The organism is Streptomyces sp. KPB2, from assembly GCF_003950055.1.
GTDB lineage: Bacteria > Actinomycetota > Actinomycetes > Streptomycetales > Streptomycetaceae > Streptomyces > Streptomyces salinarius.
In genome coordinates this window covers 7,747,084-7,772,999 of record NZ_CP034353.1, presented here as the reverse complement: position 1 = coordinate 7,772,999, position 25,916 = coordinate 7,747,084, and the positions used below count along the sequence as shown (strand labels likewise).

Annotated in this window: 19 protein-coding genes and 1 pseudogene; 9 read left to right on the top strand and 11 right to left on the bottom strand. The window is 71.6% G+C overall.

What is annotated here, in order from left to right; all coding sequences use genetic code 11:
* Positions 1 to 66 precede the first annotated feature (66 nt).
* Both D1J63_RS35210 and D1J63_RS35205 read right to left on the bottom strand, forming a co-directional pair.
* The gene (locus tag D1J63_RS35210) at positions 67 to 759 is read right to left on the bottom strand and encodes a FadR/GntR family transcriptional regulator (protein ID WP_125634642.1); all 693 of its coding nucleotides are present in this window, start codon (positions 757 to 759) and stop codon (positions 67 to 69) included.
* A 142-nt stretch (positions 760 to 901) separates the two neighbouring features.
* The gene (locus D1J63_RS35205) at positions 902 to 1,987 is read right to left on the bottom strand and encodes a LacI family DNA-binding transcriptional regulator (protein WP_125634640.1); all 1,086 of its coding nucleotides are present in this window, start codon (positions 1,985 to 1,987) and stop codon (positions 902 to 904) included.
* Between the two features lie 339 nt (positions 1,988 to 2,326).
* Between D1J63_RS35205 and D1J63_RS35200 the strand changes: the two genes are divergently transcribed.
* Entirely contained in the window at positions 2,327 to 6,325 is a 3,999-nt protein-coding gene (locus D1J63_RS35200) for an endo-alpha-N-acetylgalactosaminidase family protein (RefSeq protein WP_241235646.1), read from the top strand.
* 61 nt (positions 6,326 to 6,386) lie between these two features.
* Here D1J63_RS35200 and D1J63_RS35195 read toward each other — a convergent pair whose 3' ends face one another.
* Positions 6,387 to 8,198, bottom strand: coding sequence for a glycoside hydrolase family 35 protein (locus tag D1J63_RS35195; RefSeq protein WP_125634636.1), 1,812 nt, complete (start codon positions 8,196 to 8,198; stop codon positions 6,387 to 6,389).
* Between the two features lie 347 nt (positions 8,199 to 8,545).
* Here D1J63_RS35195 and ctaD point away from each other — a divergent pair, with 347 nt between their 5' ends.
* Together ctaD and D1J63_RS35185 are read left to right on the top strand one after the other, a co-directional pair.
* A complete protein-coding gene (gene ctaD / locus D1J63_RS35190; RefSeq protein ID WP_125634634.1) occupies positions 8,546 to 10,291 on the top strand; it encodes a cytochrome c oxidase subunit I in 1,746 nt (581 codons plus the stop codon).
* Positions 10,288 to 10,662 (top strand): hypothetical protein, encoded by a 375-nt coding sequence (locus tag D1J63_RS35185; RefSeq protein WP_125634632.1) that lies wholly within the window; start codon positions 10,288 to 10,290, stop codon positions 10,660 to 10,662. Before ctaD ends, D1J63_RS35185 begins: the two co-directional genes overlap by 4 nt.
* Before the next feature lie 100 nt (positions 10,663 to 10,762).
* Here D1J63_RS35185 and D1J63_RS35180 read toward each other — a convergent pair whose 3' ends face one another.
* The 3 genes from D1J63_RS35180 to D1J63_RS35165 all read right to left on the bottom strand — a co-directional run bounded on the left by D1J63_RS35180 (position 10,763) and on the right by D1J63_RS35165 (position 14,555).
* A complete protein-coding gene (locus tag D1J63_RS35180) occupies positions 10,763 to 12,472 on the bottom strand; it encodes a TlrC/CarA/OleB/SrmB family ABC-F type ribosomal protection protein (RefSeq protein ID WP_125634630.1) in 1,710 nt (569 codons plus the stop codon).
* 238 nt (positions 12,473 to 12,710) lie between these two features.
* On the bottom strand, positions 12,711 to 13,976 hold the full coding sequence (locus tag D1J63_RS35170; protein WP_125634628.1) for an MFS transporter: 1,266 nt from the start codon (positions 13,974 to 13,976) through the stop codon (positions 12,711 to 12,713).
* Positions 13,977 to 14,075: 99 nt separating this feature from the next.
* Positions 14,076 to 14,555 carry a potassium channel family protein gene (locus D1J63_RS35165; protein WP_125634626.1) on the bottom strand — a complete coding sequence of 160 codons (480 nt, stop codon included), beginning with the start codon at positions 14,553 to 14,555 and terminating at the stop codon, positions 14,076 to 14,078.
* A gap of 94 nt (positions 14,556 to 14,649) precedes the next feature.
* Here D1J63_RS35165 and D1J63_RS35160 point away from each other — a divergent pair, with 94 nt between their 5' ends.
* Entirely contained in the window at positions 14,650 to 15,465 is an 816-nt protein-coding gene (locus D1J63_RS35160) for a nucleotidyltransferase domain-containing protein (protein WP_241235645.1), read from the top strand.
* 94 nt (positions 15,466 to 15,559) lie between these two features.
* Here the strand turns inward: D1J63_RS35160 and D1J63_RS35155 are convergent, their stop codons facing one another.
* On the bottom strand, positions 15,560 to 17,314 hold the full coding sequence (locus D1J63_RS35155; protein ID WP_125634624.1) for a lysyl oxidase family protein: 1,755 nt from the start codon (positions 17,312 to 17,314) through the stop codon (positions 15,560 to 15,562).
* A 219-nt stretch (positions 17,315 to 17,533) separates the two neighbouring features.
* A complete protein-coding gene (locus tag D1J63_RS35150) occupies positions 17,534 to 18,049 on the bottom strand; it encodes a 2'-5' RNA ligase family protein (RefSeq protein ID WP_241235644.1) in 516 nt (171 codons plus the stop codon).
* A gap of 225 nt (positions 18,050 to 18,274) precedes the next feature.
* Here D1J63_RS35150 and D1J63_RS35145 point away from each other — a divergent pair, with 225 nt between their 5' ends.
* A complete protein-coding gene (locus tag D1J63_RS35145; RefSeq protein WP_125634622.1) occupies positions 18,275 to 19,000 on the top strand; it encodes a VOC family protein in 726 nt (241 codons plus the stop codon).
* 94 nt (positions 19,001 to 19,094) lie between these two features.
* Positions 19,095 to 19,181, top strand: a pseudogene (locus tag D1J63_RS37410) (VOC family protein); the annotation flags it as partial.
* A 69-nt stretch (positions 19,182 to 19,250) separates the two neighbouring features.
* Here the strand turns inward: D1J63_RS37410 and D1J63_RS35135 are convergent.
* Positions 19,251 to 20,714, bottom strand: coding sequence for an alpha/beta hydrolase (locus tag D1J63_RS35135; protein WP_125634620.1), 1,464 nt, complete (start codon positions 20,712 to 20,714; stop codon positions 19,251 to 19,253).
* A gap of 185 nt (positions 20,715 to 20,899) precedes the next feature.
* Between D1J63_RS35135 and D1J63_RS35130 the strand changes: the two genes are divergently transcribed.
* Positions 20,900 to 22,093 carry a histidine kinase gene (locus D1J63_RS35130; RefSeq protein ID WP_164713118.1) on the top strand — a complete coding sequence of 398 codons (1,194 nt, stop codon included), beginning with the start codon at positions 20,900 to 20,902 and terminating at the stop codon, positions 22,091 to 22,093.
* On the top strand, positions 22,094 to 22,801 hold the full coding sequence (locus D1J63_RS35125) for a response regulator transcription factor (RefSeq protein WP_125634617.1): 708 nt from the start codon (positions 22,094 to 22,096) through the stop codon (positions 22,799 to 22,801).
* A gap of 64 nt (positions 22,802 to 22,865) precedes the next feature.
* On the opposite strand, the gene D1J63_RS35120 is transcribed toward D1J63_RS35125, so the two are convergent.
* On the bottom strand, positions 22,866 to 23,240 hold the full coding sequence (locus D1J63_RS35120) for a hypothetical protein (RefSeq protein ID WP_125634615.1): 375 nt from the start codon (positions 23,238 to 23,240) through the stop codon (positions 22,866 to 22,868).
* 289 nt (positions 23,241 to 23,529) lie between these two features.
* Between D1J63_RS35120 and D1J63_RS35115 the strand changes: the two genes are divergently transcribed.
* Complete coding sequence (locus D1J63_RS35115; protein ID WP_164713117.1) at positions 23,530 to 24,912, top strand: cellulase family glycosylhydrolase; 1,383 nt, start codon at positions 23,530 to 23,532, stop codon at positions 24,910 to 24,912.
* A gap of 90 nt (positions 24,913 to 25,002) precedes the next feature.
* Here D1J63_RS35115 and D1J63_RS35110 read toward each other — a convergent pair whose 3' ends face one another.
* Positions 25,003 to 25,878, bottom strand: coding sequence for a glycosyltransferase (locus tag D1J63_RS35110; RefSeq protein ID WP_125634611.1), 876 nt, complete (start codon positions 25,876 to 25,878; stop codon positions 25,003 to 25,005).
* Positions 25,879 to 25,916: the final 38 nt, after the last annotated feature.

Sequence of the window (25,916 nt, the reverse complement as noted above, 5' to 3'; positions counted from 1 at the left end):
CATCCGACCTCTTGTGGTGCCGACGTCCCGCCGGCGCTTCACGTCACGCGTGGGGGGGGCGCCACGTCAGGGCGCGAATCCGCCGGCCGTGAGGGTGGTCCGCAGCCACTGCTCGACGCCGGCCACGTGCACCGTCATCCAGGAACGGGCCAGTTCGGCGTTTCCGTCCGCGATGGCCGCCCAGATCGCCCGGTGCTGGTCCCGGGTGCGCTCCACCGCTCCTTCCTCGGTCAGCCCGCGCCAGATGCGCGCCCGAGCGGTCGGGGCGGAGACGCCCTCGATCAACGAGCAGAGCACCGGATTGCCGGCGCCGGAGGCGACCCGGCGGTGGAACTCCAGGTCGTTGGCGATGAGTTCGTCCAGGGACGGTTCCTTCGGCAGGCCGTCCAGGACGCCCTTGAGCGCGGTGACGTCCTCTCGCGACATGGCCCGGGCCGCCTTGGCGGCGGCCGCGGGTTCCAGAATCCCGCGGACGTCGAGGAAGTCCAGTACGGAGTCGTCCTGGTGGAAGTCGACGACGAAGCCCAGGGCGTCCAGCAGCAGCCCCGGCTCCAGGCTGGTCACGTACGTTCCGTCGCCCTGCCGCACGTCGAGCACCCGGATGAGCGAGAGGGCCTTGACCGCCTCTCTCAGGGAGTTGCGGGACAGCCCCAGCCGCTCGGCCAGGACGGCCTCCTTTGGCAGCCGTTGCCCCGGGCGCAGTTCGCCGTCGACGATCATGGCCTTGATCTTCTCGATCGCCTCGTCGGTGACCGGCACGGTGACACCTCCTTGTCCGGGCGGCGGCGCCACCATACATCGGATGAATACGGCCGCGACGTCTGCCCGGCCGCCGCACTCGTCCCCGCAGCCGGGACCGTGCGGGGGCCGACGCGGCGTCAGCCGGTGCGGCCGGCGCCGTTCAGGGCTGCCGTGCCGCGGAGCTCTCGATCGCCGCCGTGCTGGCCCGCACGACCAGCACGGGCTCGACCGAGGCGGGTTCCGGTGTCGCCGCCGGGTCCGCGATGTACCGCATCAGGTGGGCGACCGCGAGGGCGCCCATCTCGGCGAACGGCTGGGCCACCGTGGTCAGCGAGGGCGAGCAGTACTCCGCGAGCGCGATGTCGTCCACCCCGACGACGGAGATGTCCTGCGGCACCCTGCGGCCGAGTTCGTGCAGCGCCCGGATCACTCCGAAGGCCATCTCGTCGCTGGCCACGAACACCGCGGTGACGTCGGGGATCTTGCCGAGGACCAGTCCGTTGCGATACCCGGAGGCGGGGGTCCAGTCTCCCTCCAGCACAGGTGGCACGGACAGTCCGGCCTTCTCGAGAGTGTCCCGCCAGCCGGCGCTACGGCTGGCGGCGTCGAGCCACTCCTTCGGCCCCGACACGTGCCAGACGGTCTCGTGGCCCAATTCGATCAGGTGGCGGGTCGCCAGGCGTGCGACCAGCGTCTGGTCCACGGCGACCACCTCGGTCGCCGGGGTCCTCGATCCGTCGACGGTGACGGTCGGAACCGAGCGCGTGAGCTGCTCGATCCTCGGGCTCACGTGGACCAGCGGCACGGAGAGGATCACTCCCTCGACGTCCTGCTCCGCGAGCCGGGACAGCGCGCTCTCGATGGCCGCGGTGTCCAGTGACGCCGTGGTCGCGGTAGTGACCGAGTACCCGGCCTCGTGCGCCGCGGTCTCGATGCCGAAGATCAGGTTCGCGCGGGAGTAGAAGGTGGTCTGCAGCGTGACGACACCGATCGTCCGGCTGCGCCCGGACGACAGCATCCGCGCCGCGTTGTTCTTGCGGTAGCCGAGCTGCTCCACCGCGGCCAGCACCTTGGCGCGGGTCTCGTGCTGAACGTTGGGATGGCCGGACAGGGTCCGTGACACCGTCTGGGCGGAGACTCCGGCGAGCCGGGCCACGTCGGTCATGCCGGGCTGCCGTGCGACGCCGTCGTCGACCGTCCGCTTGTGCGCGGGTACTCCGTCGGCTCCTGGCGTTTCCGATGACATCGCTCGCCTCTCCGTTCACACCGTGGCCCCGAGCCGTCGGCGCAGGTGATGGTCCGCCTCGGAGTCTAGCCAGGTGAACCCTATTGGCATCGATAACAACCTCTGCCATAGTTCCCGCCAGCACCCACCTCGGGTGAGCGGGTCTCCCTCTCAAGTGCCACCTAAGCCACCCGGCAGCCGAAGTGACGACTGGATGGCAGCGATAACACCGCGGTGGGCACCCGGCGAGAACCGCGCGCCGAGACCGAAGGCCGACCCCGTATCCCGTCCGACCGAGGAGGAAGTCAGCCAGTGGACACCAAGGCACCCTCGTCACCTCGCCCACCCGGACGCAGACGGGTGCCGCGGTCCGGCGCCGTCGTCGCGGCGCTCGGCCTCACCCTCGGCATGCTGTCGGCCGCCGCCGTCCCCGCGGGCGCGGCCCCGACCCGGGCCGCCTCCGCCCCGGCGCCGGCGGCGACGCCGGTGGAACTGAGCGAAGGCGGCCTGACCGTCACCGTGGCGAAGGAGTTCCCGCAGGTCATCTCCTACCGGCTGGGACGGCGCACGCTCGGCGGGCAGCCGACGGCGCTGGACGGCTTCACCATCAACGGCGAGGCCCACCGTGCCACCACCGGCATGACGGCGGACGGCAACAGGGCGACCTACACCTCCGTGTTCGAAGACCTGCCCGGTCTCACGATCACCTCCACGATCACGGTCACCGAGGACACGACGGTCGTCTTCGCCGTCGAGGAGATCTCCGGCAAGGCCGCTTCGACCGTGCGCACCCTCGCGATCCCCGGTCAGTCCCTGGTGTCCGTGGACTCCTCCGACCCGGGCGCGAACCTCGCGCGGACGAGGATCTCGACGGATTCGACGACGACCGCCGACCGCTTCATCCCCGTCACGGCCGACACGCCCCCGGACAAGGGCCCGGTCGGCACCCCGTACGCGTTCGTCGGCAACGCGCAGCTCTCGGCGGGCGTCATCACCAACGCGACCGAGGACTCGCCGCAGGACGACAACACCAACTGGAACAGCCGCCTGCAGTCCCGCATCGTCGACGCGGGCGAGGGCCGGCGCCGGGCGGAGCTGTCGGTCGGCACCTACACCTACCATCCCGACGGCGCCACCGACCCCCGCGTCGACACCTACGAGCTGCCCCGGACGACGGTGGTCCTCGCCGCCGACGCCAACGGGGACGGCACGGTCGACTGGCAGGACGGCGCCATCGCCCACCGCGCGCACATGCGCAGCCCGCTCGGCGCGGAGCGGGTGCCCGAGCGCGTGGTCCAGCGGATCCCGTTCAACTTCGCCAGTCAGGCCACCAACCCGTTCCTCAAGACGCTGGACAACACCAAGCGCATCTCCATGGCCACCGACAACCTCGGTCAGTGGGTGCTGGAGAAGGGGTACGCGAGCGAGGGCCACGACTCCGCCCACCCCGACTACGGCGGCAACGAGAACGTCCGCGCGGGCGGCTGGAAGGACCTGAACCGGCTCACCCGCACCGGCGCCGACTACAACGCGGACTTCGCCGTGCACGTCAACGCCACCGAGGCCTACGCACAGGCGAGGACCTTCACCGAGGACATGGTCGAGGGCCAGGCCAACGGGTGGGACTGGCTCAACCAGGCCTACCACATCGACCAGCGCGAGGACCTGGGCACCGGCGCCGTCCTCGACCGCTTCAGGCAACTCCGAAAAGACGCGCCGGGCATCAGGACCGTCTACATCGACGCCTACTACTCCAGCGGCTGGCTGGCCGACGGCCTCGCCGCCGAGCTGCGCAAGATGGGCTTCGAGGTCGCCACCGAGTGGGCGTACAAGTTCGAGGGCTCCTCGGTGTGGTCGCACTGGGCCGCCGACAAGAACTACGGCGGCGCCACCAACAAGGGCATCAACTCGAACATCGTCCGGTTCATCGCCAACGCCGACCGCGACGTGTGGAACGTCGACCCGCTGCTCGGCGGGGCCAGCGTCGTCGAGTTCGAGGGGTGGACCGGTCACGACGACTGGAACGCCTTCTACCGCAACATCTGGACCGACAATCTGCCGACCAAGTTCCTCCAGCACTACGAGGTGGTGGACTGGGACCTCGGCAAGTCCGCGCGGCTCACCGGTGGGGTGAGCGTGGAGTCCGTCGACGGCGAGCGGCGGATCTCCATGGGCGACGCCGAAGTCCTGCGGGGCGACACCTATCTGCTCCCCTGGGGCAGCCCGAAGAAGGGCGACGGCGTCTCCTCGCCCGGCGACGCCGACAAGATGTACTTCTACAGCGCCTCCGGCGGAGAGCACACCTTCGAACTGACCGAACAGTTCGCGGGCAACAAGAACTTCACTCTCTACGAACTCACCGACCAGGGCCGGGTGGAGAAGGCCCGGGTGAAGGCCCACGACGGCCGGGTGACCGTCACCGCCGAGAAGGGCCGGCCGCACGTCCTCGTGCCGAACGGCGGCAAGGCACCGCACCGCAGCGCCCACTACGGCGAGCACACCGGGCTGTCCGACCCCGGTTTCAACGGCGGGGACCTGGACGACTGGAACGCACGCGGCGGCGCGCGGATCGTCCGGGCCGACAACGGCGACAACGTGGTGCGACTGGGGGACGGTGCCTCCGGCGTCTCTCAGCGGGTCCGCGGTCTGACCCCGGGCAAGCGGTACACGCTCGGCGCGGACGTCGAGATCGGCCCCGGCGCACGCCGGGCCACGACGCTGCGGGTGGACGGCGGAACGGACACGGAGTCCCGGACCTTCGACATCACCCCGGCGCGGAACCAGATGGCCTCCGACGAGAAGCGGGACACATACTCCCAGCGAGCCTCCGTCTCGTTCACCGCGCCGCGCGGCGGCACGGTCACCGTGGACCTCGGGGCCGTCCCGGGCAGTGCCCCGGTCGTACTGGACGACGTACGCGTCATGGCGGACACCACCGCGCCCCTCCCCACCGGCAAGGACGGCACCGTCATCGCCCACGACGACTTCGAGGGCAACCAGCCCGGCTGGGGTCCGTTCGTCAAGGGCGACGCCGGGGGCGTCACCGACCCCCGCACGAGCATCAGCGAGCTGCACGAGCCCTACAGCCAGAAGGAGTGGAAGAACACCTACTCCCCCTACGACTCCGGGACCCTGAAGGGCAAGGCGGTCGACGACGTACTGGCCGGCCGGCACTCGCTGAAGTCCCACTCGGAGAACACCGGGCTGGTCCACCGCACGACCCCCGCCACGGTGCCCTTCGAGGAGGGCCACACCTACCGGGTCTCCTTCTCGTACCAGACCAACATCGAGGGGCAGTGGGCCTGGGTGACGGGCGCCGACCGGGTCGCGGACGGCAGGACCACCTCCCGGGACATCACCCGCGACGTCCTGGAGCCGGCCCTGGACACGGCGGCCTACTCCCGTGAGATCGTCGCCGGCTGCGGGGACACCTGGGTCGGCCTGCACAAGCTCGGCAGCGCCCGCGGCACCGACCTGGTCATCGACGACTTCACCGTGACCGACCTGGGCAAGGCGGAGACCGGGGCCGCCTGCGCCGCGGTCACGGCACCGAACGGCGTCGAGCTCAGCCCCGGCGTACCCGGTGAGTACGTCACGACCTTCACCAACCACGAGTCCGCCGACGCGGTGAACGTCGGCATCGCGCTCCCCGGCCTGCCCGAGGGCTGGAAGGCCCGGGTGAAGGAGAAGGACGGCAACCTCTTCGAGAGCGTGCGGCCGGGCGCGACCGTGCGCACCGCCTGGCTGCTGACCCCACCGGCCGGCACGACGGACGCCTCCCCCACGTGGAAGGTGACCGCCACCTACGCCCACGGCGGGGACACCAGGACCGTCTCGGCCGACGCACGGGCCGCGGTGAGCGACGAACCCGTCCTCTCACCGGGCTCGATGACCGCGACCGCCGACTCGGAGAACACCTCCTCGGGGACCGGCGAGGGACCGGTGTCCAACGTCCTCGACGGTGACGCCGGCACCATCTGGCACACCGACTACACGGCCTCCCGGGCGCCGTATCCGCACTGGGTGACGCTGAGGCTCGGCGGCGCCGCCGACGTCGACGGGTTCGGATACCTGGGCCGGCAGAGCGGCGGCCCGAACGGGCGCGTCGCCGACTACGAGGTCGCCGTGTCGGACGACGGAAAGGACTGGACGACGGTGGCCGGTGGCACCCTGAAGGACGTCCCGCAGGCGCAGCGGGTCTCCTTCGACCGGGTCCGCGCCTCCTACGTCCGGTTCACCGCGCTCAACGCCCTCAACAAGCAGCCCTTCGCGGCCGCCGCGGAGATGCGCGTGTACGGCGTGCCCGTGGACCTGCCGACGGGCTACCCGCCGGGCGAACGCCCCGCCGACACCCGCTGAGTCAACGACCGTGTGCGGCCCGCCCCGAGGGGTGGGCCGCACCTCGCCGTGCGCGCGGACGTCAGTCGAAGGTCTCCACGTATTCCTCCGGCGGCCCGAGGTCGGGGCGGTCGTGCAGGGTGACGCGGTCGCCGAGGCGTTCGAGTTCCAGCACGGTCAGCGTGTTGTCACCGGGGTGCAGGAGCGGGCCGGGCAGGTAGAGGGTGGTCTGCGGGCCGATCTCCCAGTAGCGGCCCAGCAGCGCGTCGTTGACCCAGAGGAAGCCCTTGCCGAAGCCGGGCAGGGCGACCCAGGTGTCCGCGGGCTCGGCCACGGCCAGGACCGCGGTGGCGAAACCGGCCCGGCCGTCCGACGGGGCCGCCGCCGCGAGGCGGGCGAGGTCCTGCGGCGTCCACCGGTCGAGCGGCAGCGGACGCATCGTCCAGCCGTGCACCAGCCGCCGCTCCACCCTTACGCCGCCGAGGATGCCCTTGCGCAGGCCCAGCAGCGGGCCGTAGTTGATCCGTCCCTGGTTCTCCACCAGCAGCGCCAGCCGGACGCGTGCTCCGTTTCCGGGGACGGTGAAGGTGGCCGTCTCCCGGTCCAGTACGGCGACCGGTGCGTCGTCGACGTACACCTGGGCGCGGTCGTGCAGGCCGGTGACGGTCAGTTCGTGGTTGCCCGGTGGCAGCAGCGGCTGGGCTTCGTAGAGCACCAGGCCGGAGTCCAGGGCGAGTTCCTCGAAGCTCAGGGGCAGTGGTGCGTGCACCGGTTCCGCGCTCGCGCGCAGCGCGCCGAGCAGGGCCGCGTGCCGGGTCACCGGGAGTTCGCGGGGTGTCAGCACGGGTGGTTCGGCCGGCAGCGGGCGCGGGGGTCCCGAGCCGTCCAGCGCGGTCAGTTTCTCCCGCAGGGCGAAGAACTTGGGCGTCAGCGCGCCGTTCTCGGCGATGGGGGCGTCCGAATCGTAGCTGGTCACGGTCGGCCGGATGCGGTCGCCGTCGTGGTTGGCGCCCGCCCACAGGCCGAAGTTGGTGCCGCCGTGCGCCATGTAGAGGCTCACCGAGCCGCCCTCGTCGAGGATGTCGCCGACGGTCTGAGCCGCGCCGGCCGCCGGCCGGACGTGGTGCTTCTCGCCCCAGTGGTCGAACCAGCCGTTCCAGAACTCCGCGCAGAGGAAGGGTTCTGCCGGACGGCGGGAGCGCAGCAGTTCCGCGGCCTGGCGGGGGTGTGAGCCGAAGGTCGCCGCCGCCAGGTGGCCGGGCAGGGCGCCGCCGTCCTGCATCAGCGGGGTGGGTCCGTCGGCCGTGTAGAGCAGTTCGGTGACGCCCCGGGCGACGAGGGCGTCCCGCACGTGGCGGACATAGGCGTGGTCGTCGCCGTAGCTGCCGTACTCGTTCTCGATCTGCACGGCCACGACCGGTCCGCCCCGGCCGGCCTGGAGGTCCGCGATCCGCGGGATCAGTTCGTCGAACCAGCGGTCGACCGCCTCCAGGAACGGGCCGTGGGAGGTGCGCAGCCGCATCCCCGGGGTCCCGGTCAGCCAGGCGGGCAGGCCGCCGTTGTCCCACTCGGCGCAGATGTAGGGGCCCGGACGCACTACGACGTCCAGCCCCTCCTCCTGGGCCAGCCGGACGAACCCGGTCAGGTCGCGCGGGCCGTCGAAGCGGATGTCGCCCTCGGTGCGCTCGTGGAAGTTCCACGGGACGTAGGTGTCGACGGTGTTCAGACCGAGGGCGGCCAGCCGCCGGAGCCGGTCGGCCCAGTGGCCGGGATGGACCCGGAAGTAGTGCAGCGAGCCCGCCAGGAGGCGGTGCGGGCGCCCGTTCCGCAGCAGGGTGCCGTCGGCGTGGGTCAGGGTGGCCGACGGGGAGGCAGCCGGAGAGGAGGTGGTCACGTGACGGCTCCAGCGGTCATGCCCGCGCGCCGGAAACTCCGGCGCGCGAGGAAGGTGATCACTGAGTACAGACTCTGGGAATGTTATCGATGCTTGCAGGGCTTCTCGCCCGTGCGTAGCTGGAAATATGGCAGAGAATGTTATCGATGCCAACACTTGCCGAGCCCGCGCGCACCTCGACCGAGGGGCCGGAAGGGCCGGGTGCACGCCGGCGGCCGCCGGATGCGCCGCTGGCCCGTTCGAGTGCAAAGAGCGCGCGTCGTCCCGCGTGTCCATTGCCTTCGGCGTCACGCTGCGCTTCGCGCGACGAGAATGCCCTCGTAATCTGACGCAGAGTTTCTGGAGGCATGCTCGCTGTGACCACCGTCGAAGGGCCTCACAGCCCCGCAGCTGGCGAAAATTACGCGGACGAACTGCCTCTTGCGCGCAAGACGCCCGGCAACGTAGTGATCAAGTGGTTGACGACCACGGACCACAAGACGATCGGCACCCTGTACCTGGCGACGTCGTTCGCGTTCTTCCTGATCGGCGGAGTGATGGCGCTGTTCATGCGCGCCGAACTGGCCCGGCCGGGTCTGCAGATCCTCTCCAACGAGCAGTTCAACCAGGCGTTCACGATGCACGGCACGATCATGCTGCTGATGTTCGCGACGCCGCTGTTCGCGGGCTTCACCAACTGGATCATGCCGCTGCAGATCGGCGCGCCGGACGTCGCCTTCCCCCGGCTGAACATGTTCGCCTACTGGCTGTACCTGTTCGGCTCGCTCATCGCGGTGGCCGGGTTCCTGACACCGCAGGGCGCGGCGGACTTCGGCTGGTTCGCCTACAACCCGCTGTCCAACGCGGAGCACTCGCCCGGGATCGGCGGTGACCTGTGGATCATGGGCCTGGCCTTCTCCGGCTTCGGCACCATTCTCGGCTCGGTCAACTTCATCACCACGATCGTCTGCATGCGCGCGCCGGGCATGACCATGTTCCGTATGCCGATCTTCACCTGGAACGTGCTGCTGACCGCTGTGCTGGTCCTGTTCGCTTTCCCGGTGCTGGCCGCGGCCCTGTTCGCGCTGGAGGCCGACCGCAAGTTCGGTGCCCACATCTTCGACTCGTCCAACGGCGGCGCGTTGCTGTGGCAGCACCTGTTCTGGTTCTTCGGGCATCCAGAGGTGTACATCATCGCGCTGCCGTTCTTCGGCATCGTCACGGAGATCATCCCGGTCTTCTCCCGCAAGCCGATCTTCGGCTACATGGGCCTCGTGGGGGCGACCATCGCCATCGCAGGTCTGTCGGTGACGGTGTGGGCCCACCACATGTTCGTGACCGGGGGCGTGCTGCTGCCGTTCTTCTCCTTCATGTCCTTCCTGATCGCGGTCCCGACCGGTGTGAAGTTCTTCAACTGGGCCGGGACGATGCTGAAGGGGTCACTCAGTTTCGAGACGCCCATGCTGTGGGCCACCGGCTTCCTGGTCACCTTCCTCTTCGGCGGGCTGACCGGCGTACTGCTGGCCTCGCCTCCCATCGACTTCCACGTGTCCGACTCCTATTTCGTGGTGGCGCACTTCCACTACGTGGTGTTCGGGACCGTGGTGTTCGCGATGTTCGCCGGCTTCCACTTCTGGTGGCCGAAGTTCACCGGCAAGATGCTCGACGAGCGCCTCGGCAAGATGACGTTCTGGACGCTGTTCGTCGGCTTCCACGGCACCTTCCTCGTCCAGCACTGGCTGGGCGCCGAGGGCATGCCGCGCCGTTACGCGGACTACCTTGCCTCCGACGGCTTCACCGCCCTCAACACGGTCTCGAGCATCGCTTCGTTCCTGCTGGGACTGTCCATGCTCCCGTTCCTGTACAACGTGTGGAAGACGGCCAAGTACGGCAAGCCGGTCGGCGTGGACGACCCGTGGGGCTTCGGCCGTTCGCTGGAGTGGGCGACCTCCTGCCCGCCGCCCCGGCACAACTTCTGCACCATGCCCCGCATCCGCTCCGAATCGCCCGCCTTCGACCTGCACCACTTCGACCTCACGTCACTGGACCAGAAGGAGAACACCGGCCAGCGTGACGTCATCGACGCGGCAGGCCACGAAGGCGAACGGTCATGACCGGCGGTCGGCGCCCGCGCCCGCCCGTGGGCGACGCCGCGACCATCGCCACGCAGGCGGAGGGATTCCTGCGGGCGCAGGCCTACTACGAGGAAGCCCGCGCCGAGGCACGGACGCTGTGCGACCGGATGCCGTGGATGACCACGGCCCAGGCCGAAGACTTCACACGGCACTATGTCGACCATCGGATCACTTTGGTGCGCGCCATGCTCAGCGCGACCGTGACCCGGACCGGGGAGCTGCGCCAGGAGTACGAGGGACGCTATCTCCAACTGCGCCGTGCCCTGCTCAGGCGGCACGCTGGCTGGGTGACGGTCGCGCTGGCGTCCACCACGGGACTGCACGCCCTGGCCTGGATCTGGCTGCGGTAACCGCGGCGGTGCGGCCCGAACCGGTCCGCCCCGTGCCCCGGTGCTCTCGACGTCTGCCTCGCCGTCTACGGCGACCGGGACGACGAGCGCCTGTTCTTCCTCATGGGCGGCGCACCCGGGCTCTTTGGGCCAAGGGCGGGTTTCCGCTCCTGCGTCCGTTGGGCCTGCGGGGGCGAGCGACGGTCTCCGGCAGTTCCAGGTGCTCGCCCCGGAAGCGGGCCCGTAGCGCGCGATCGTGCGTGACCAGTACGACCGCGCCCGGGAACTCGGTCAACGCCTCCTCCAGTTGCTCGACCAGCGCCGGTGACAGGTGGTTCGTCGGCTCGTCGAGCAGCAGGAGATCGGCGGGCTCCGAGACCAGCCGCGCCAGATCCACGCGGCGGCGCTGGCCGTACGACAACTCGCCCATGCGCAGGTGCAGTTCCGCCGGGCGGAACAGGCCCAGGGCGAGCAGGGCGGCGCTGTGCTCGTCGGCACCGCCCACCCGGCCGCTCCCGAACGCCTCGACCACCCTCGGGTCCGGCGGCCACGGTGTCTCCTCCTGGCGCAGATGACCCACCCGGCCCGGCACCCGTACCGAGCCCTCGTCCGGCCGTACTTCACCGGCGAGCAGCTTCAGCAGCGTCGTCTTGCCGGCGCCGTTGGGGCCGGTGACGAGAAGGCGGCCCCGGCGGCCGAGGACGAGGGAACCCACGCGCAGGCGGTCACCCACGCGTACACCCGACAGCCGTACGGCGGGCAGCTCCGCGGAGGCGGTCCCGGGGTCCGTCGCGACGTCTTCCGCCGTCCGCACACGCGCCGTGAAGGCGAGCGGATCGGGCGGCGGCGCCACCGGGTTGACGGTCAGTCGCTCGACCCGCTCGCGCGCGTTGCGGATGCGGGCCATCGCTCCGTGTGCGCGGCCCCGGGCCCGGAAGCCGCCGTGGCCGAAGTTGGCCAGGGACGCCTTGCGCGGGATGGCGTTGAGCCGGACGGCGTGGCCGACGGCCAGGTCCTCGTTGCGAGCCAGTTCGGAGCGCCACTCCTCGTACTCCTGGAGCCGTCGGCGGCGCTCCGCCGCCTTCGCCGTACGGTAGCCCGGGTACCCGTCGCCGTAGCGGGTGACGTTCCCCGCCTCGGCCTCCAGCACCGTGGTGGTCAGGCGCTCCAGGAAGACACGGTCGTGGGTGACCGCGAGCACCGTGCCGGGGTGCGCCCGCAGTTGCGCCTCCAGCCATTCCACGGCGTGGTCGTCCAGGTCGTTGGTCGGCTCGTCCAGGAGCAGGGTCTCCGGGCGGCCGGCGAGGACGCCGGCCAGCGCCAGACGGGAGCGTTCGCCCCCGGAGAGGGTGCCGAGCCGGCGCTCACGGCAAAGCGCCGGTAGGCCGAGGTGGTGCAGCGCGATGTCCACGCGGCAGTCGGCGTCGTAGCCGCCCCGTGCCTCGTAGCGCGCGAGGAGCACGGCGTACGCCGCGAGTGCCGCCGGGTCCTCGCCCTCGCCGAGCGTCTGCTCGGCCCGGCGCAGTTCGGCCTCCAGGGCCCGCAGGTCCGCGAGGGCCAGGTCGACGGCGTTCTGGACGGTGGCCGTCGGGGGCAGCGGGAGGGTCTGCGGCAGGTAGCCGATTCCGCCGGCGGCGGTCACCGTCGCCTCACCGCTGTCGGGGCGCTCCCGGCCTGCGAGGATCCTGAGGAGGGTGGATTTGCCGGCGCCGTTGTCACCGATCAGTCCGGCCTTCTCACCCGGTTTCAGGGAGAAGGAGACCTGGTCCAGAACGGTTCGGCCCGGGTAGCGCTTGGTGACGTGGCTGAGGGTGAGTTGTGAGGTGTGCAAGGTCGGGTCCCTCCTGGCCGCGCCCGTGATGGCCCGGCCGGATCGGGGTGGATGGCTGCACGGCGAGGCGCCGCGACGGCGGAGCGGTGCTCTACGCCGTCGGCGCCGGTGATCTCACAGGGAACCCATGGGGAGGACGGTACGCCAGGGCGACGACATTGGCAAGACGATACGTCTCGCCTTGCCTGTCGGTCGGGGCGGCGGCGGCTCGGTGGCCCGCACCGGGACGGTCGTGCCCCTACGGCCGTTTCCGCGGCCGGGTGGTGGACGGGCGGCGCCCGCTCGCCTGCGTACCGGGGCGGCCGGTGGCCGGAGACCCGGGAAGGGGCGTCGGAGTGAGGGCCACCGCGAGGACCGTGGCTGCCATCACCGCGGACATGAGGGCGAAGCCCATGGAGAAGGTGGCCGCCTGCGCCGCCAGGCCCAGCGCGAGGGAGCCGAGCCCGGTGCCGGCGTCGTAGCCGATGTTCCACGCGACCGACGTCGTGTGGCGGTTCTCCGCGCCCGCGAGGTCGAAGGCCTGTACCAGCGTGAGGCTCTGCAGCCCTCCGTACGCGGCTCCCAGCAGGAGCAGCCCGGTGAGCAGGGGGAGGACGGGCGCGCCGTCCGGGCCGACGGCCAGGGCGATCAGCGCCAGTCCCGCACAGGCGGTCGAGGCCAGGACGGCGATGATCGGCCGCAGGGCGATCCTGTCGGCGAGTTCTCCGCAGCCCCAGCGGGCCACCGCGGCGGTGGCGGTGAGGGCGAGCAGCCCCGCGGCGGCTAGCGTGGGAGTGTTCGTGAACTGCGGGGCGAACGTGAGGACCGCTCCCCCGGCCGCGGTGACCAGGAGCAGGACGGCGAGCGGGAGCAGGATGCGCCGGAGCACCGTGGCCACGCGGGCGGGACGTTCCACACGGCCGCCCTGTGCGGCCGGCTCCTTGGTACGGGCTTCGACGGCACGGCCGAGGGCGCGGGTCCAGGGCAGCGCGAGAACCGGGAGCACCCCACAGGCGATGATCACGGGGAGGGCGAACGTCGCCGTCAGCCAGGGCGCCGCCGGGGTCAGCACGACCTGGGGCAGCGCGACGGCGAGTCCGTAGAGGCCGATGGCCGCCCCCTGGCGACCGCGCGGGGCCAGGGCGGCCGCGGCGGTGGAGCCGCAGACGGTGACGATGCCGAAGCCCGCACCGCGCAGGGCGGTCGTCAGCAGGATGGGCAGCAGATGGTCACTGAGGCTCTGCAGGACGGCGGGCACGCCGAGCAGGCAAGCGCCGAGGGCGAGGGTGCGGGTCCACCCGAGGGTGCGCAGTGCCGTTCGGACGCACATCTGGGCCAGGACGGTGGCTGCCATGAGGACGGCCGTGACGAGCCCGGCCCCGAACTCGTCGGCGCCGCCGTCGACGGCCCAGGCCGGTGAGACGGGGAGCAGGAGGGCGAATCCGGCGAAGCAGAAGAGCATCACGGTCAGCAGGTGGGGTATCCCCGGGGACCGCAGGACGGATTCCGTCGCTCGTTCAGACATGATCTCGACTGTCCTTGATCTTCGATGCGGTTGGCTGTGCAGCAATGGTGTGCTCCCTCCGTCGCGGGTGCGACGGAGGGACCGCGCGCCGCCGGACACTCATCGGTGGTCGTCGAGCATCCGCTCCAGCCGGTCGAAACGCTCGTGCAGCGCCCGGGTCGCCTCCGTGTACACCTCCTCGGCGGCCCGCTCGGTGTGCCGCACCAGATGGCCCCGGCGCTCCTGTTCCCTTCCGACGAACCAGGTGGCCAGCGCGGCGGTGACCAGACCGAAGGCGGTGATCCCGGCGACCATCACCACCACGGCCACGAGCCGTCCCCACAGGGTCACGGGATACAGATCGCCGTAGCCGACGGTCGTCGCGGTCTCCACGGACCACCACAGGGCCCTCGGATACGTGGTCAGCTGCGCCCCCGGCGCGCCGCGCTCGGCGAGGACGGCGCCGTACGAACCCGCCAGGAGCACGACCGACAGGACGACCGTCGCGGCGGCCGCGGCCCTCCAGTGGAGCGCACTGCCGTGGCGCCCGAGCAGCAGTTTGACCAATCGGGCCAGGAGACCGGACAGCATGGGTGACATGCTCCGCCACCGGCCGGGACGACGTTGCGGCAACGCGCCGGTGCGCGTCGTAAATCGGTCGCGTCGGGCGGCTCTCCCCAACAGACTGTGGCTCGTGGATCGCTTGGTGGAGATCGCGAATCGACTCGTCGGCGTCGAGGGCGTCGTCGCGGTGTGCCTGGGAGGCAGCCGGGCGACGGGGACGCACGGCCCCGGCTCCGACTACGACCTGGGCCTGTACTACCGGCCGCCGCTGGACACCGCCGCGCTGCGTCTGCTGGCGGCCGAGCTGACCGGCGAGGCGGTGGAGGTCACCGAGCCGGGCGGCTGGGGGCCGTGGGTCGACGGTGGTGGCTGGCTGACCGTCGACGGGCATCGCGTCGACTGGATCTACCGCGACATGGACCGGGTGCACCGCGTCTGGCGGCAGTGCCGGGCCGGGCGGTTCGAGGTCGGCGCCCAGCCGGGCCATCCTCTGGGGGTGTACTCCCACGCCTACGCCGGTGAGGTCGCGCTGGGACGCGTTCTCGCCGATCCCAGTGGCGAGCTTCGAGCCCTGCGGGAGCAGACCCGCGTCTATCCGGAGCCGCTGCGCCGGGCGCTCATCCACAACGCCCGGTGGGAGGCTCCGTTCATCCTGGCCGGCGCGCGCAAGGGGGCCGCCCGCGGTGACACCTTCTACGTCGCCGGCTGCCTCTTCCGTGCGGTCGGGCTCCTCGTGCACGCACTCCACGCGCATGCCGGGCGCTGGGTGCTCAACGAGAAGGGCGCGGTGCGGGCCGCGGCGGAGCTTGCCGGTGCCCCCGCGGACTTCGCCGGGCGGGCGCACGCGTTGTTCTCCGTGCTCGGTACGGAGCCGGACACGCTCGCTGCCGCACTGGACGACGCCGACGGGCTGGTCGCCGAGGTGTGCGGCGACTTGGCCGGGTGACCACGGCACGGTCGAGGCCGCGCCGGAGCCGACGGCCACCCGCTGGTGGCCGTCGGCGCTTCGGCCCGGGGCGCCGGCGCCCCCGGGGATCGAATCAGTTCGCGTTCACCAGGTCGTGGGCCGGTACGGTCACCGTCCGGGCGTCCGGCTTGCCTCCGAGCACGATCTTCCGCAGCGCGCTGTTGTTGTCGAGGTTGGTCTCCTTGAGCCGCTTCTCCGGGTTGGCCAGCACCTGGATGTAGTACGTGCCGTTGGGGACGTCCGTGATGTCGAAGGACTGGCCCGGCAGGTCCTGTGAGTACGTGTCGCCGGAGCCGACGTCGAGCACCTCGCGGACGGAGATGGAGTTCTCCTCACCGCACGCGGTGGACAGATCGGTGTTGTACGGGTGCCAGTTGGCGTTCTTCACCGTGTAGTCGATCGCGTCGGTGTTGGCCAGGCAGAAGGCCTCCTTGCCGCTGCGCACGGCCTCCTTCTGGTCCGCCTTCAGCAGCCGGTAGCTGGCGAAGTCGGTGAAGTGCCAGTGCATGTGCCCCGGACGCGGGTCCCACTCCATGGTGCCGGTCGGGGTGTAGCCGACCTGCTTGCCCTTGGCGTCGTAGAAGTACTGGTACGCGTCCATCTTGGCCTTGCCGGGCGACCGGAAGCCGTCGACCACCAGTTGCGCCGGACCGGCGTTCCACACGTTGGCGCTGAAGGCCAGGTAGTCCTTGCCGGGGATGTCCTTCTCCCCGTCGGTGACGACGATGCCGTAGGCCGGCAGCGAACGCAGGTCGGGCTTGGGGACGTCCGGGACGGAGGCCTTGCCGGTGGGACGCTTCGACAGCGGCTGGAGCGCCAGGGCCTTGCGGGAACCGTCGGTCTGGCCCCCCTTGTCGCCGACCGGCATGGAGCGCGCGGCCTGCTTCTTCAGCGCCCACGGCAGGGCGGGCGGCGCCGCCCTGAGCGGTCCGTGGCCCACGTTGTACGAGGGACCCGCCCCGCTCGTGACCGGCGCGGCGGCCTGGGCGGGTGTCGGGGCGTGCCCCGGCCCGTGGTCCGCATGCGCGTCCGGGGCCTGGTGCGCGGCCACGTGACCGGCGTGCTCGCTCGCCGTCGCGGACCGGGACGCGGCCGCTCCGGCGGCGCCCTGGTCGTCCTCGTAACTCCGTTCCACCACGGTCACCTTGACGGTGGCAGGCTTGTTCGCGATGCCGAACAGGTCGCGGTACTTCTTGGCGACGCCGACCTTGGCGGTGTACGTCCCGGCCGCCAGTGCGACGGGCTCGGTGTAGGAACCCCCGTAGGTGTTGGCCGCCCAGCCCTTCTCGACGCCCCACACCGAACCGAGGGTGAACGGGTTGGTGGGGCAGCTCTCCGGATACTTGGAGGTGGCGGGCGCGTCCGGGCGTACCCGGCCGCTGGCGTTGTTCGGGCAGAAGTCCTCGGTCCTGCTGAGGACCTTCCTGCCCGCCTTGTCGGTGACCGTGATCTCCGCGAAGCCGGGCAGTCCGGAGAAGTCCTTCACCGTGCCCTTGGGCAGTGTCTTGGCCCTGGCCTTTCCGCCCGCGTACACGGTCTGCGTGATGGTCACCGGGTCCTTGTAGGACTTCCGGGTCACCTTCAGCTCCAACGGCCTGCCGTCCGCCGTGAGGTAGGTGCCGAGGTCGAGGTAGACGCCCGGGTCCTCCTTCCAGGAGGTGAGCGTGAGTGAGTCGGTGGCGGCGATGAGGCTCAGTTCCGGCCCCGTCGCCGCCTTCGCCGGCTCCGCGGTGGCGGCCACGAGTGAGGCGGTCACGGCCATCGCGGCGACGGCCGTGGTGCCTGCGAGCAGCGGACGCCGCAGCCGGGTGGTGCGCGTTCTGGTCATCGATCCCTCGTCCTTCTGATGCTTGGGGGGTGCTGTGGGAAGGAAGCAGGCGGGCACGTTGTTGCTGTGCTCGCGCTGTGAGAGGGACCGGTCGGCTGCCCGGTTGTCCAAGGGGTGTGAAACGGCGGGAGGTTGGCCGGATCGCAGTGCTCGACGGGACCGGACCGAGGTCCGGCGGTCCGGTCGCGGGCACCCGGAAGTTGCCCGCCGCGCGTGCCCCTACTGCTGGTGCCCGAGCGGCAGTTCGGCGAGACCCCGCCAGCCGGCGGGCGTGAGGCCGACCACGTGCAAGGCGCTGATCACCGTGGTGATGGGCAGCACGGCGGCGGTGCGGCGGGCGATGACGGCGGCGGCCCCCGGGGTCACGTCCAGGGCCACGGTGACGTGCACCGGCGGGCGAGGGCCGAACCGGCCGCCGTAGGGCACCTGCGCCGGAAACGCCGTGCGCACGGAGTCGGCCACCTGGCTCAGGCCGGGCACCGGGACACCGACGAAGCCGCCGGTGCGCGCGACCTCGGACAGACGGACGGGGATCGGGCCGGCCGGCAGGGCGGACCGCAGCCGGCGCAGCTCCGGCTCCCCCACCTCGTCGGCGGGCAGCCAGGGGTAGAGGAGCGCGGCGTGCGCGGGCACGCCCGGCCGCACCGCCGCCCCGTCCACCTCGGCGGCCGACCGCAGCAGCGGCTCGGCGTCCGGCACCAGTGCCAGCACCGCCGTCGTCCCCGTCCGGGCCACCGTGTTCCTCCCCGGGCCTCGTCGTCCCGTGCCCGGTCCGACCCTACGGCTTCAGGGCGGGACGCCGGTCCATGGCACGTGCGGGAAACTCGGATGCGGGTACGGGGCGGCCACCCCTAGGCTGCGCGGCAGGGGGCGGGCGTGTCACCGCACGGGCCTCTCGTGGGCCGGAGCTCCGGGTACGAACGTCATGGATCAACGTGATGGATCGAGGTTGCGCGGCGTATGACCAGTCAACTGTTCGCGATCTGCTTCAACACCTCCCTGCCCGCGGACCTGGCGCGCTTCTGGTCCGGCGTCCTGGGCTGGGAGTCGGCCACCGACGCGGGCGACGGCCTCGCCGTGCTGCCTCCTGACGGCGCCGGGTTCCGCATCCGGTTCCTGCCGGACGCAACACCCAAGACCGGCCAGAACCGGGCGCACTTCGACCTCACGAGCACGTCCCCGGAAGACCAGCGGCGAACGGTGGCCAGGGCGCTGCGACTGGGCGGTAGACACATCGACGTGGGCCAACTCCCGGAAGAGGGACATGTGGTGCTCGCCGATCCGGACGGCAACGAGTTCTGCGTCGTCGCGGCGGGCAACGACTTCCTGGCCGGCACCGGCACCGTCGGAGCACTGGCCTGTGACGGCACGCGGGAAGTCGGCTACTTCTGGAGTGAGGCGCTGCGGTGGCCGCTGGTCTGGGACCAGGACCAGGAGACCGCGATCCAGTCCCCGGCCGGCGGCACCAAGATCACCTGGGGTGGTCCCCCGGTGGCACCGAAGTCCGGCACCAACCGGCTCCAACTCGAACTCGCACTCGCCGCCGACGCCGACTTCGAGGCGGAGACCGACCGCCTGCTCTCACTCGGGGCGAGGCACGCCGCCGGTGCCCGCGAGGTGGGCCGCGGCCGGGCGTTCATGCTCGACCCGGACGGCAACGAGTTCACGGTGCGACGCGTCGGCTGAAGTGCCGTGTGGTCCCACCCCCGGCACCCGGGGGGCCGGGCGAGACGACCACTGCTCTGTGGAACCCGGCCGGTGCCCTTGGCAGCGTGCGCCGGTGTCGGCGATCAGGGGGTTCCAAGTCACCATCGACTGCGCGGAACCCGAGCGTCTCGCTCGCTTCTGGTGCGAGGTGCCGGGGTTCGCCAAGAACCGGGTGGAACCGGGTGCGCCTCGACGTGCGGGTGGCCACCGGGCTCACCGGCTCACTCGTTCACCTGCTCGGTCCCGCCGGGCAGGCGAGGTCACGTGCGGGACGTTCCCCGGTGGTCAGGAACCGGGTCGCCGCCTCGTTGGCGCAGGTGTTGCGGCCGTACGGGTAGACACCGTGGCCGCCCTGGTCGACCGTCACCATCGTGGCCCGCCCGCCGAAGGCCCGCCGCAGTTCCCCGGCACCCGCCAGTGGGGTGCCGGGATCGCGCTCGTTCTGCAGCATCAGCACGTTGGACGGCCCCCGGTCGGTGATGCGCGCCGGCGGTTCGATCCGCTTGCGCGGCCAGAACGCGCACGGGTTGATGTTCGCCGTGGAACCGCCCAGCATGGGGTACTTGAGCCGGTCGACGGCGGCGTTGTGCTGGTACCGGCCGATCCCCCTCGGCCAGCGCGAGTCACCGCAGACCACGGCGAAGCGTGAGGCCATGGTGTTCTCCAGGTTCGCGGGCAGCTCCGGGAGCGGCAGCGGCCGGCCCGTGTCGACGGCCTGCCAGAACTCGGCGAGCCGGGGCATGGAGCCGTCGGCGTAGAGGCTCTCGAAGGTGTAGCCGCGCAAGGCCGCCCCGTCGACGTCCTGGACCGGATTCGCGTCCAGCCGCTCCGCGAGTGCGTAGAACTTGGCGGTGACCTGTGCCGGCGTGGAGCCCAGACCGTACTCGGGGTGCGCGACGGCGAACGCGGCGAAGTCGGGGAAGCGGTCTTCCAGCCCGCGGGCGAACAACCGCATGGCCGTGATGTCGTAGCCGCCGGGCCCCAGGTTGCTGTCGAGTACGATCCGGTCGCCGCGCCGCGGGAAGAGCGTCGTGTAGACCGCGCCGAGGTAACTGCCGTAGGAGGCGCCGAGGTACGACAGCTTGCGCTCGCCCATGGCCGCCCGGATGCGGTCCATGTCGCGCGCGGTGTTGGCGGTGGTCGTGTGCGGCAGCATCCACGCGGTCGGCGAGCCGAGGCACTGCTCGGCGATCTTCCGCGCGGGCCCGGCCGCCCGTGCGACGTCGGCCGCGGTGTGCGCGTACGGCGGGAAGTTGCCGCGCCACTGCTGCTCCCGCGTCAGGTCGCAGGTCACCGGTGTGCTGCGGCCGACGCCGCGGGGGTCGAAGCCGATGATGTCGTAGGTGTCGAGCACCTTCTGCGGCAGGCCCGAAGCGGCGAGGAGAGCCGGGTAGGTGAGGCCCGGGCCGCCGGGGCCGCCCGGGTTGGTGACCAGGACGCCACGCCGCCGCGACGGCTTCTCACTCGGCAGCCGGGAGACGGCGATCTCTATCCGGCGGCCGTTCGGGGCGCGGTAGTCCAACGGGACTTCCAGGGTCGAGCACTGCAGGCGGGGCGGGGCGGCATCCTCGGGGCACGGGCCCCACTTCAGGCTGCCCGGCGCAGACGCGGCCCCCGACGAGACCGCCGACGCCGGCAGGGCGGTCACGGCCAACGTGGCCACGGTGAGAGCGAGGGACAGACTTCTGCGCATGGGGTGCCTCCTGTGGGGGCTTGACCGGTACCTGATCGAGTCTGTTCGGCCGGGGCGGTCCGCACATCGGCCCGGCCGACCGGTTCCGCCTCCGACCTTGGGAGAGGCTCCGGTTGGACCTGGGTCCAAGGCGTCTCGGTCTTCGGTCGGATCCGCCGGCCGCGCGGTGTGGCGACAATGGCGTGGTGAACACGGAGGTTGTGCCGCGGTCCGGGGCGTGGCAGCACGCATGGCGGCTGGCGGTGGCGGCGGTCGTGAGCCTGCCGCTCTGGCTCTCGACCGCCGCGCTGATGCGGAGCCGCTTCGGCGACCCGGGCGCCTGGGTCCTCGTCGGCGATCCGCTGGTGGGCCTGGGCTGTCTGGCGGTCCTTCCGTGGCGGCGGCGGTGGCCCGTCCCGGTCGCCGTGGCCGTCACGGTCGCCTCGAGCGTGTCGGCGCTCGCCACGGGCGCCGCGCTGCTGGCCCTGTGCTCGGTCGCCACCCGCCGCCGTCCGGTGGAGATCGGGGCCGCCGTCCTGGCCTACGTGACCGCCTCACGGCTGGCCGGCGAGGTCTACCCGGTGCAGGGGTCGGCCGGCTCGATGTGGTGGGTCCAGGTCGTGGTGCCGGCGCTGACGGCGGGGACCGCGGTGGCCGCGGGCATGGCGGTCGGGGCGCGGCGGGTCGAGGTGCGGTCGCTGCGTGAACGGGCGGAGAGCGCGGAACGGGAGCAGAGCGCGCGGGCGGCGCAGGTACGAGCCCTGGAGCGGAACCGGATCGCCCGCGAGATGCACGACGTCCTCGCCCACCGCATCTCCCTGGTCGCCATGCAGGCCGGGGTCCTCGACCACCGCGGTGACCTTTCGGCCGAGGAGAACCGGGTCCTGGTCCGCGGTATCGCCGAGGGGGCCCACCAGGCGCTGGAGGAGTTGCGAGAGGTCCTCGGCGTGCTCCGGGCCGACCCCGGTCGTCCGGAGCCCCCGCAGCCGTCCCTCGACCGTGTTCCCGACCTGGTGGCCGACACCCGCGCCTCGGGGCTCGACGTCAGGCTCACCAGCACCGTGACCGCGACTCCGCCCGACGGCGTCGGACGGACCTGTTACCGGATCGTCCAGGAAGCGCTGACCAATGCCGCCAAGCACGCCCCCGGCGCGGTCGTGCGGGTCACCCTCGACGGCGCGGCGGGCGGCACCCTCGACATCGGCGTCCGCAACGGACCGGCTCCGCCGCGCCCCGCACGGCCGCCGGCCTCCGGCTTCGGGCTGCTCGGCCTCGGCGAACGGATCACCGTCGCCGGCGGCGAACTCGGCCACCACCCCACGCCCGACGGCGGATACGTCCTCACCGCACGACTGCCCTGGCCGAAAGGCCCCGCCCACCACCATGAAAGGGGGACATGAGTGGACGGCCGCCCCGCTCCGGTTCCCGCTGCCGCTCCGGTCCGGATCGTCGTCGTCGACGACGAGGAGCTGGTGCGCATGGCCCTGCGGCTCGTCATCGACGGCGAAGCGGACCTGACCGTCGTGGGTGAGGCGGCCGACGGGAACGCCGCTCTCGCCGTGGTGGACGAGCAGCGGCCCGACGTGGTGCTGATGGACGTACGGATGCCGGGACGGGACGGTCTGGACACGACCCGGGAGCTGCTCGCCCGGCCCGCGCCGCCCCGGGTGCTGATGCTGACCACCTTCGACTCCGACGACCTGGTGCTCGGCGCGCTGCGTGCCGGGGCGCACGGCTTCGTCCTCAAGGACACCCCTCCCCCACGCATCCTCGACGCGGTGCGCACCGTCGCGGACGGCAACCCGGCGCTGTCCCCGGCGGCCACGGCGCGAGTGATCGCCGCGGCCACCGGCCCGGGCTCCTCGCACGGGCGCGACCGTACCCGCGAGGCCGCACGCCGGCGGCTGTCCGTGCTGACGGAACGGGAGTGGGAGACCGCCCGGGCCATCGCGGACGGGCTGGGCAACGCGCAGATCGCCCAGCGGCTGCGCATCACCGTCGCGACGGTCAAGGCCCACACCGGCAGTCTGTTCGCCAAGCTGGCGGTGGAGAACCGGGTCCAGGTCGCGCTTGTGGTCCGCGACGCGGAGGATACGACGGGGAGTTGACCGTGGGACCGCGGTCGCCCGCGGTCCCGGGGAGCGGTAGCGGCCCGTCAGGCCTCCGGCGGGCTCAGCGTGTCAGCGTCTCGAAGCCGGCGTCCGCGCAGTACTCGACGACACGTCCCTCCGCCTCCGCGTCACCGTTGTCCATGGCCTGGGCCGTCGCCTCCCCCAGCGTGCGCCCGTCTCCGAGTGACTCGTCCCGCAGAGGCCGCGCCGTGAGGAGGGCGAGCTGCGCGAAGCCCTCGACCTCGTCGTACCCGGACGACTCGGCCTCGGTCGTGCGCGCGGCGTCGCGAGCCTTCTGCCACGCCCCGAGCTGGCGGCAGTACTTCTCCTGCCGGGCGGTCAGGAGCTGCTCGTCCGCGCCGTCGGAGGAGGAGCACGCTGCCGTCAGCACGAGCAGGGCGAGCGTCGGCAGTAGTGCTGTCCTGAGTGTGTGCACCGCGTCTCCCCCGGCTTGACCTTGATTCGTTCGACGCCCCCTGGCTCACGGAACCTACACCGTCGAACGGCTGCGTACCGGCGGGGCCCGGACGGACGCTGCCGCGCGAGGCCGGCCCGGGCGCGCGTGTCGTGATGGCCGAAAGCGGTGGGCGAGGAGGAAGGGTTCGACGACGCCATGCCTGTCGCACATCGGCACACGGGTGTACGGTCTCCGGCCGAAGGCCTTTTGGGAGCGCTCCCATATGTCCTGTCATCTGTCATGTGCACGTCATCGAAGGAGGTTCGCGTTGAAACGCCTTTTGGCCCTACTCGCGACCGGCGCATCGGTCGTCGGTCTCACCGTGCTCGCCGGGCCCCCGGCCCAGGCGGCCACCGGTTGCTCGGCCGAGTACACGATCACCAGTCAGTGGGCGGGCGGTTTCCAAGCCGGCGTGAAGGTCACGAACCTGGGTGATCCCGTCAGCGACTGGACGCTCGGGTTCACGATGCCGGACACCGGCCAGAAGGTCGTCCAGGGCTGGAACGCCACCTGGTCGCAGTCGGGTTCCGCGGTCACCGCCACCGGCGTCGACTGGAACCGCACACTGGCCACCGGCGCGACGACCGACCTGGGCTTCGTGGGATCCTTCACGGGCTCCAACCCTGCGCCCACGTCCTTCAGTCTCAACGGCGTGGCCTGCACGGGGTCCGTCACCGACCCGACGGACCCCCCGACCGACCCGCCCGCGACCGGGACCCCCGCCGACGTCAACGGACAACTGCACGTCTGCGGTGTGCACCTGTGCAACCAGTACGACCGTCCCATACAGCTGCGCGGCATGAGCACGCACGGCATCCAGTGGTTCGGCTCGTGCTACGGCGACGCGTCCTTGGACGCGCTGGCCGACGACTGGAAGTCGGACCTGCTCCGCGTGGCCATGTACGTACAGGAGGACGGCTACGAGACCGACCCGGACGGGTTCACCCGCCAGGTGAACCGCCTGGTCGACATGGCCGAGGCACGCGGCATGTACGCGTTGATCGACTTCCACACGCTCACGCCGGGCGATCCGAACTACAACCTCGACCGGGCCAAGACGTTCTTCTCCTCCGTCGCGGCGCGCAACGCGGACAAGAAGAACGTGATCTACGAGATCGCCAACGAGCCCAACGGCGTGAGCTGGGCGGCCGTCAAGAACTACGCCGAGCAGGTCATCCCGGTCATCCGGGCCGCCGACCCGGACGCCGTCGTGATCGTCGGCACCCGCGGCTGGTCCTCGCTGGGCGTCTCGGACGGCTCGAACGAGAGCGAGGTGGTCAACAACCCCGTCAACGCGGCCAACATCATGTACGCGTTCCACTTCTACGCGGCGAGCCACAAGGACAACTACCGGGCGACGGTGAGCCGGGCGGCCTCGCAACTGCCCCTGTTCGTCACCGAGTTCGGCACGGTGAGCGCCACCGGCGGAGGCGCGGTGGACCGGGCGAGCAGCATCGCATGGCTGGACCTGCTCGACCAGCTGAAGATCAGCTATGCGAACTGGACGTTCTCCGACGCCGACGAGGGCAGCGCCGCGTTCAAGCCGGGCACCTGCAACGGTTCCGACTTCAGCAGCAGCGCCGTGCTGACCGAGTCCGGCACGCTGCTGAAGAGCCGGATCAGCACCGCCGACAACTTCCCGACGAGCTGACCCGCGGCGGGGCCCCGGACCCGTCCGGAGCCCCGCCCTGGCCGGAAGCGTCCGCCATCCGGCACCGCCGTCCCCCGGCCGGCAGGGCGGTCAGACGACCGGAGGGCGGCCCAGACGTGTCATCCGGGCCACGGTCGCCCACCGCATCGGCCGACGCGGACCGCCCGGCACCCGGACCCCTTCGGCGAACCCGGCCGCCCATGCCCGCAGACCGCCCCACGAACGGGTCCGCGCCAGGGTCAGCAGGGTCCACGCCGCGAGATAGGCCGGTACCAGCGGCGCCGGCAGGTGCCGTTTGGCCAGCCACACCCGATTGCGGGCCGTCATCCGGTAGTACACGGCATGCCGCGCCGGCGAGGTCCACGGGTGCTGCAGCAGCAGCGACGGCTCGTACACCACCCGCCACCCGTCGTCGAGCGCCCGCCACGCCAGGTCGGTCTCCTCATGGGTGAAGAAGAAGGCGTCCGGCCAGCCGCCGATCCGGTCCAGCATCCGCATCGACAGCGCGTGTCCGCCGCCCAGGAACGTGGTCACCTCACCACCGCGCAGCGGGTCCTTCGACCGCAGCCGGGGAACGTGCCGGCGCTGGGTGCGGCCGCGCTCGTCGGCGATGCGGAACGACACGATCCCCAGGCGGGGATCGGCCTCGTACATCGAGGCCAGCGTCTGGAACACGTGCGGGTCGACGAGCAGTCCGTCGTCGTCCAGGTCGACGACGACGTCCACGTCCCCGTAGGCCCGGAGGTGCTCGACGGCCACGTTGCGGCCGCCGGACACGCCCAGGTTCTCCGCCAGTTCCACTCCGTCCACGCCCGCGGGCAGCTCGGGCAGCGGGCTGCCGTTGCCGATGACCACGACGCGCGCGGCCGGCCGGGTCTGCCCGGCCACCGAGTCCAGCAGCGCCCGCAACTCGGTGGGCCGGTTGCCCAGGGTCAGGATGGCGATCCCCAGACGAGGGTGGCTCACGGGTGGACTCCGATCGACGTCGCGGTGACGCAGCCTAT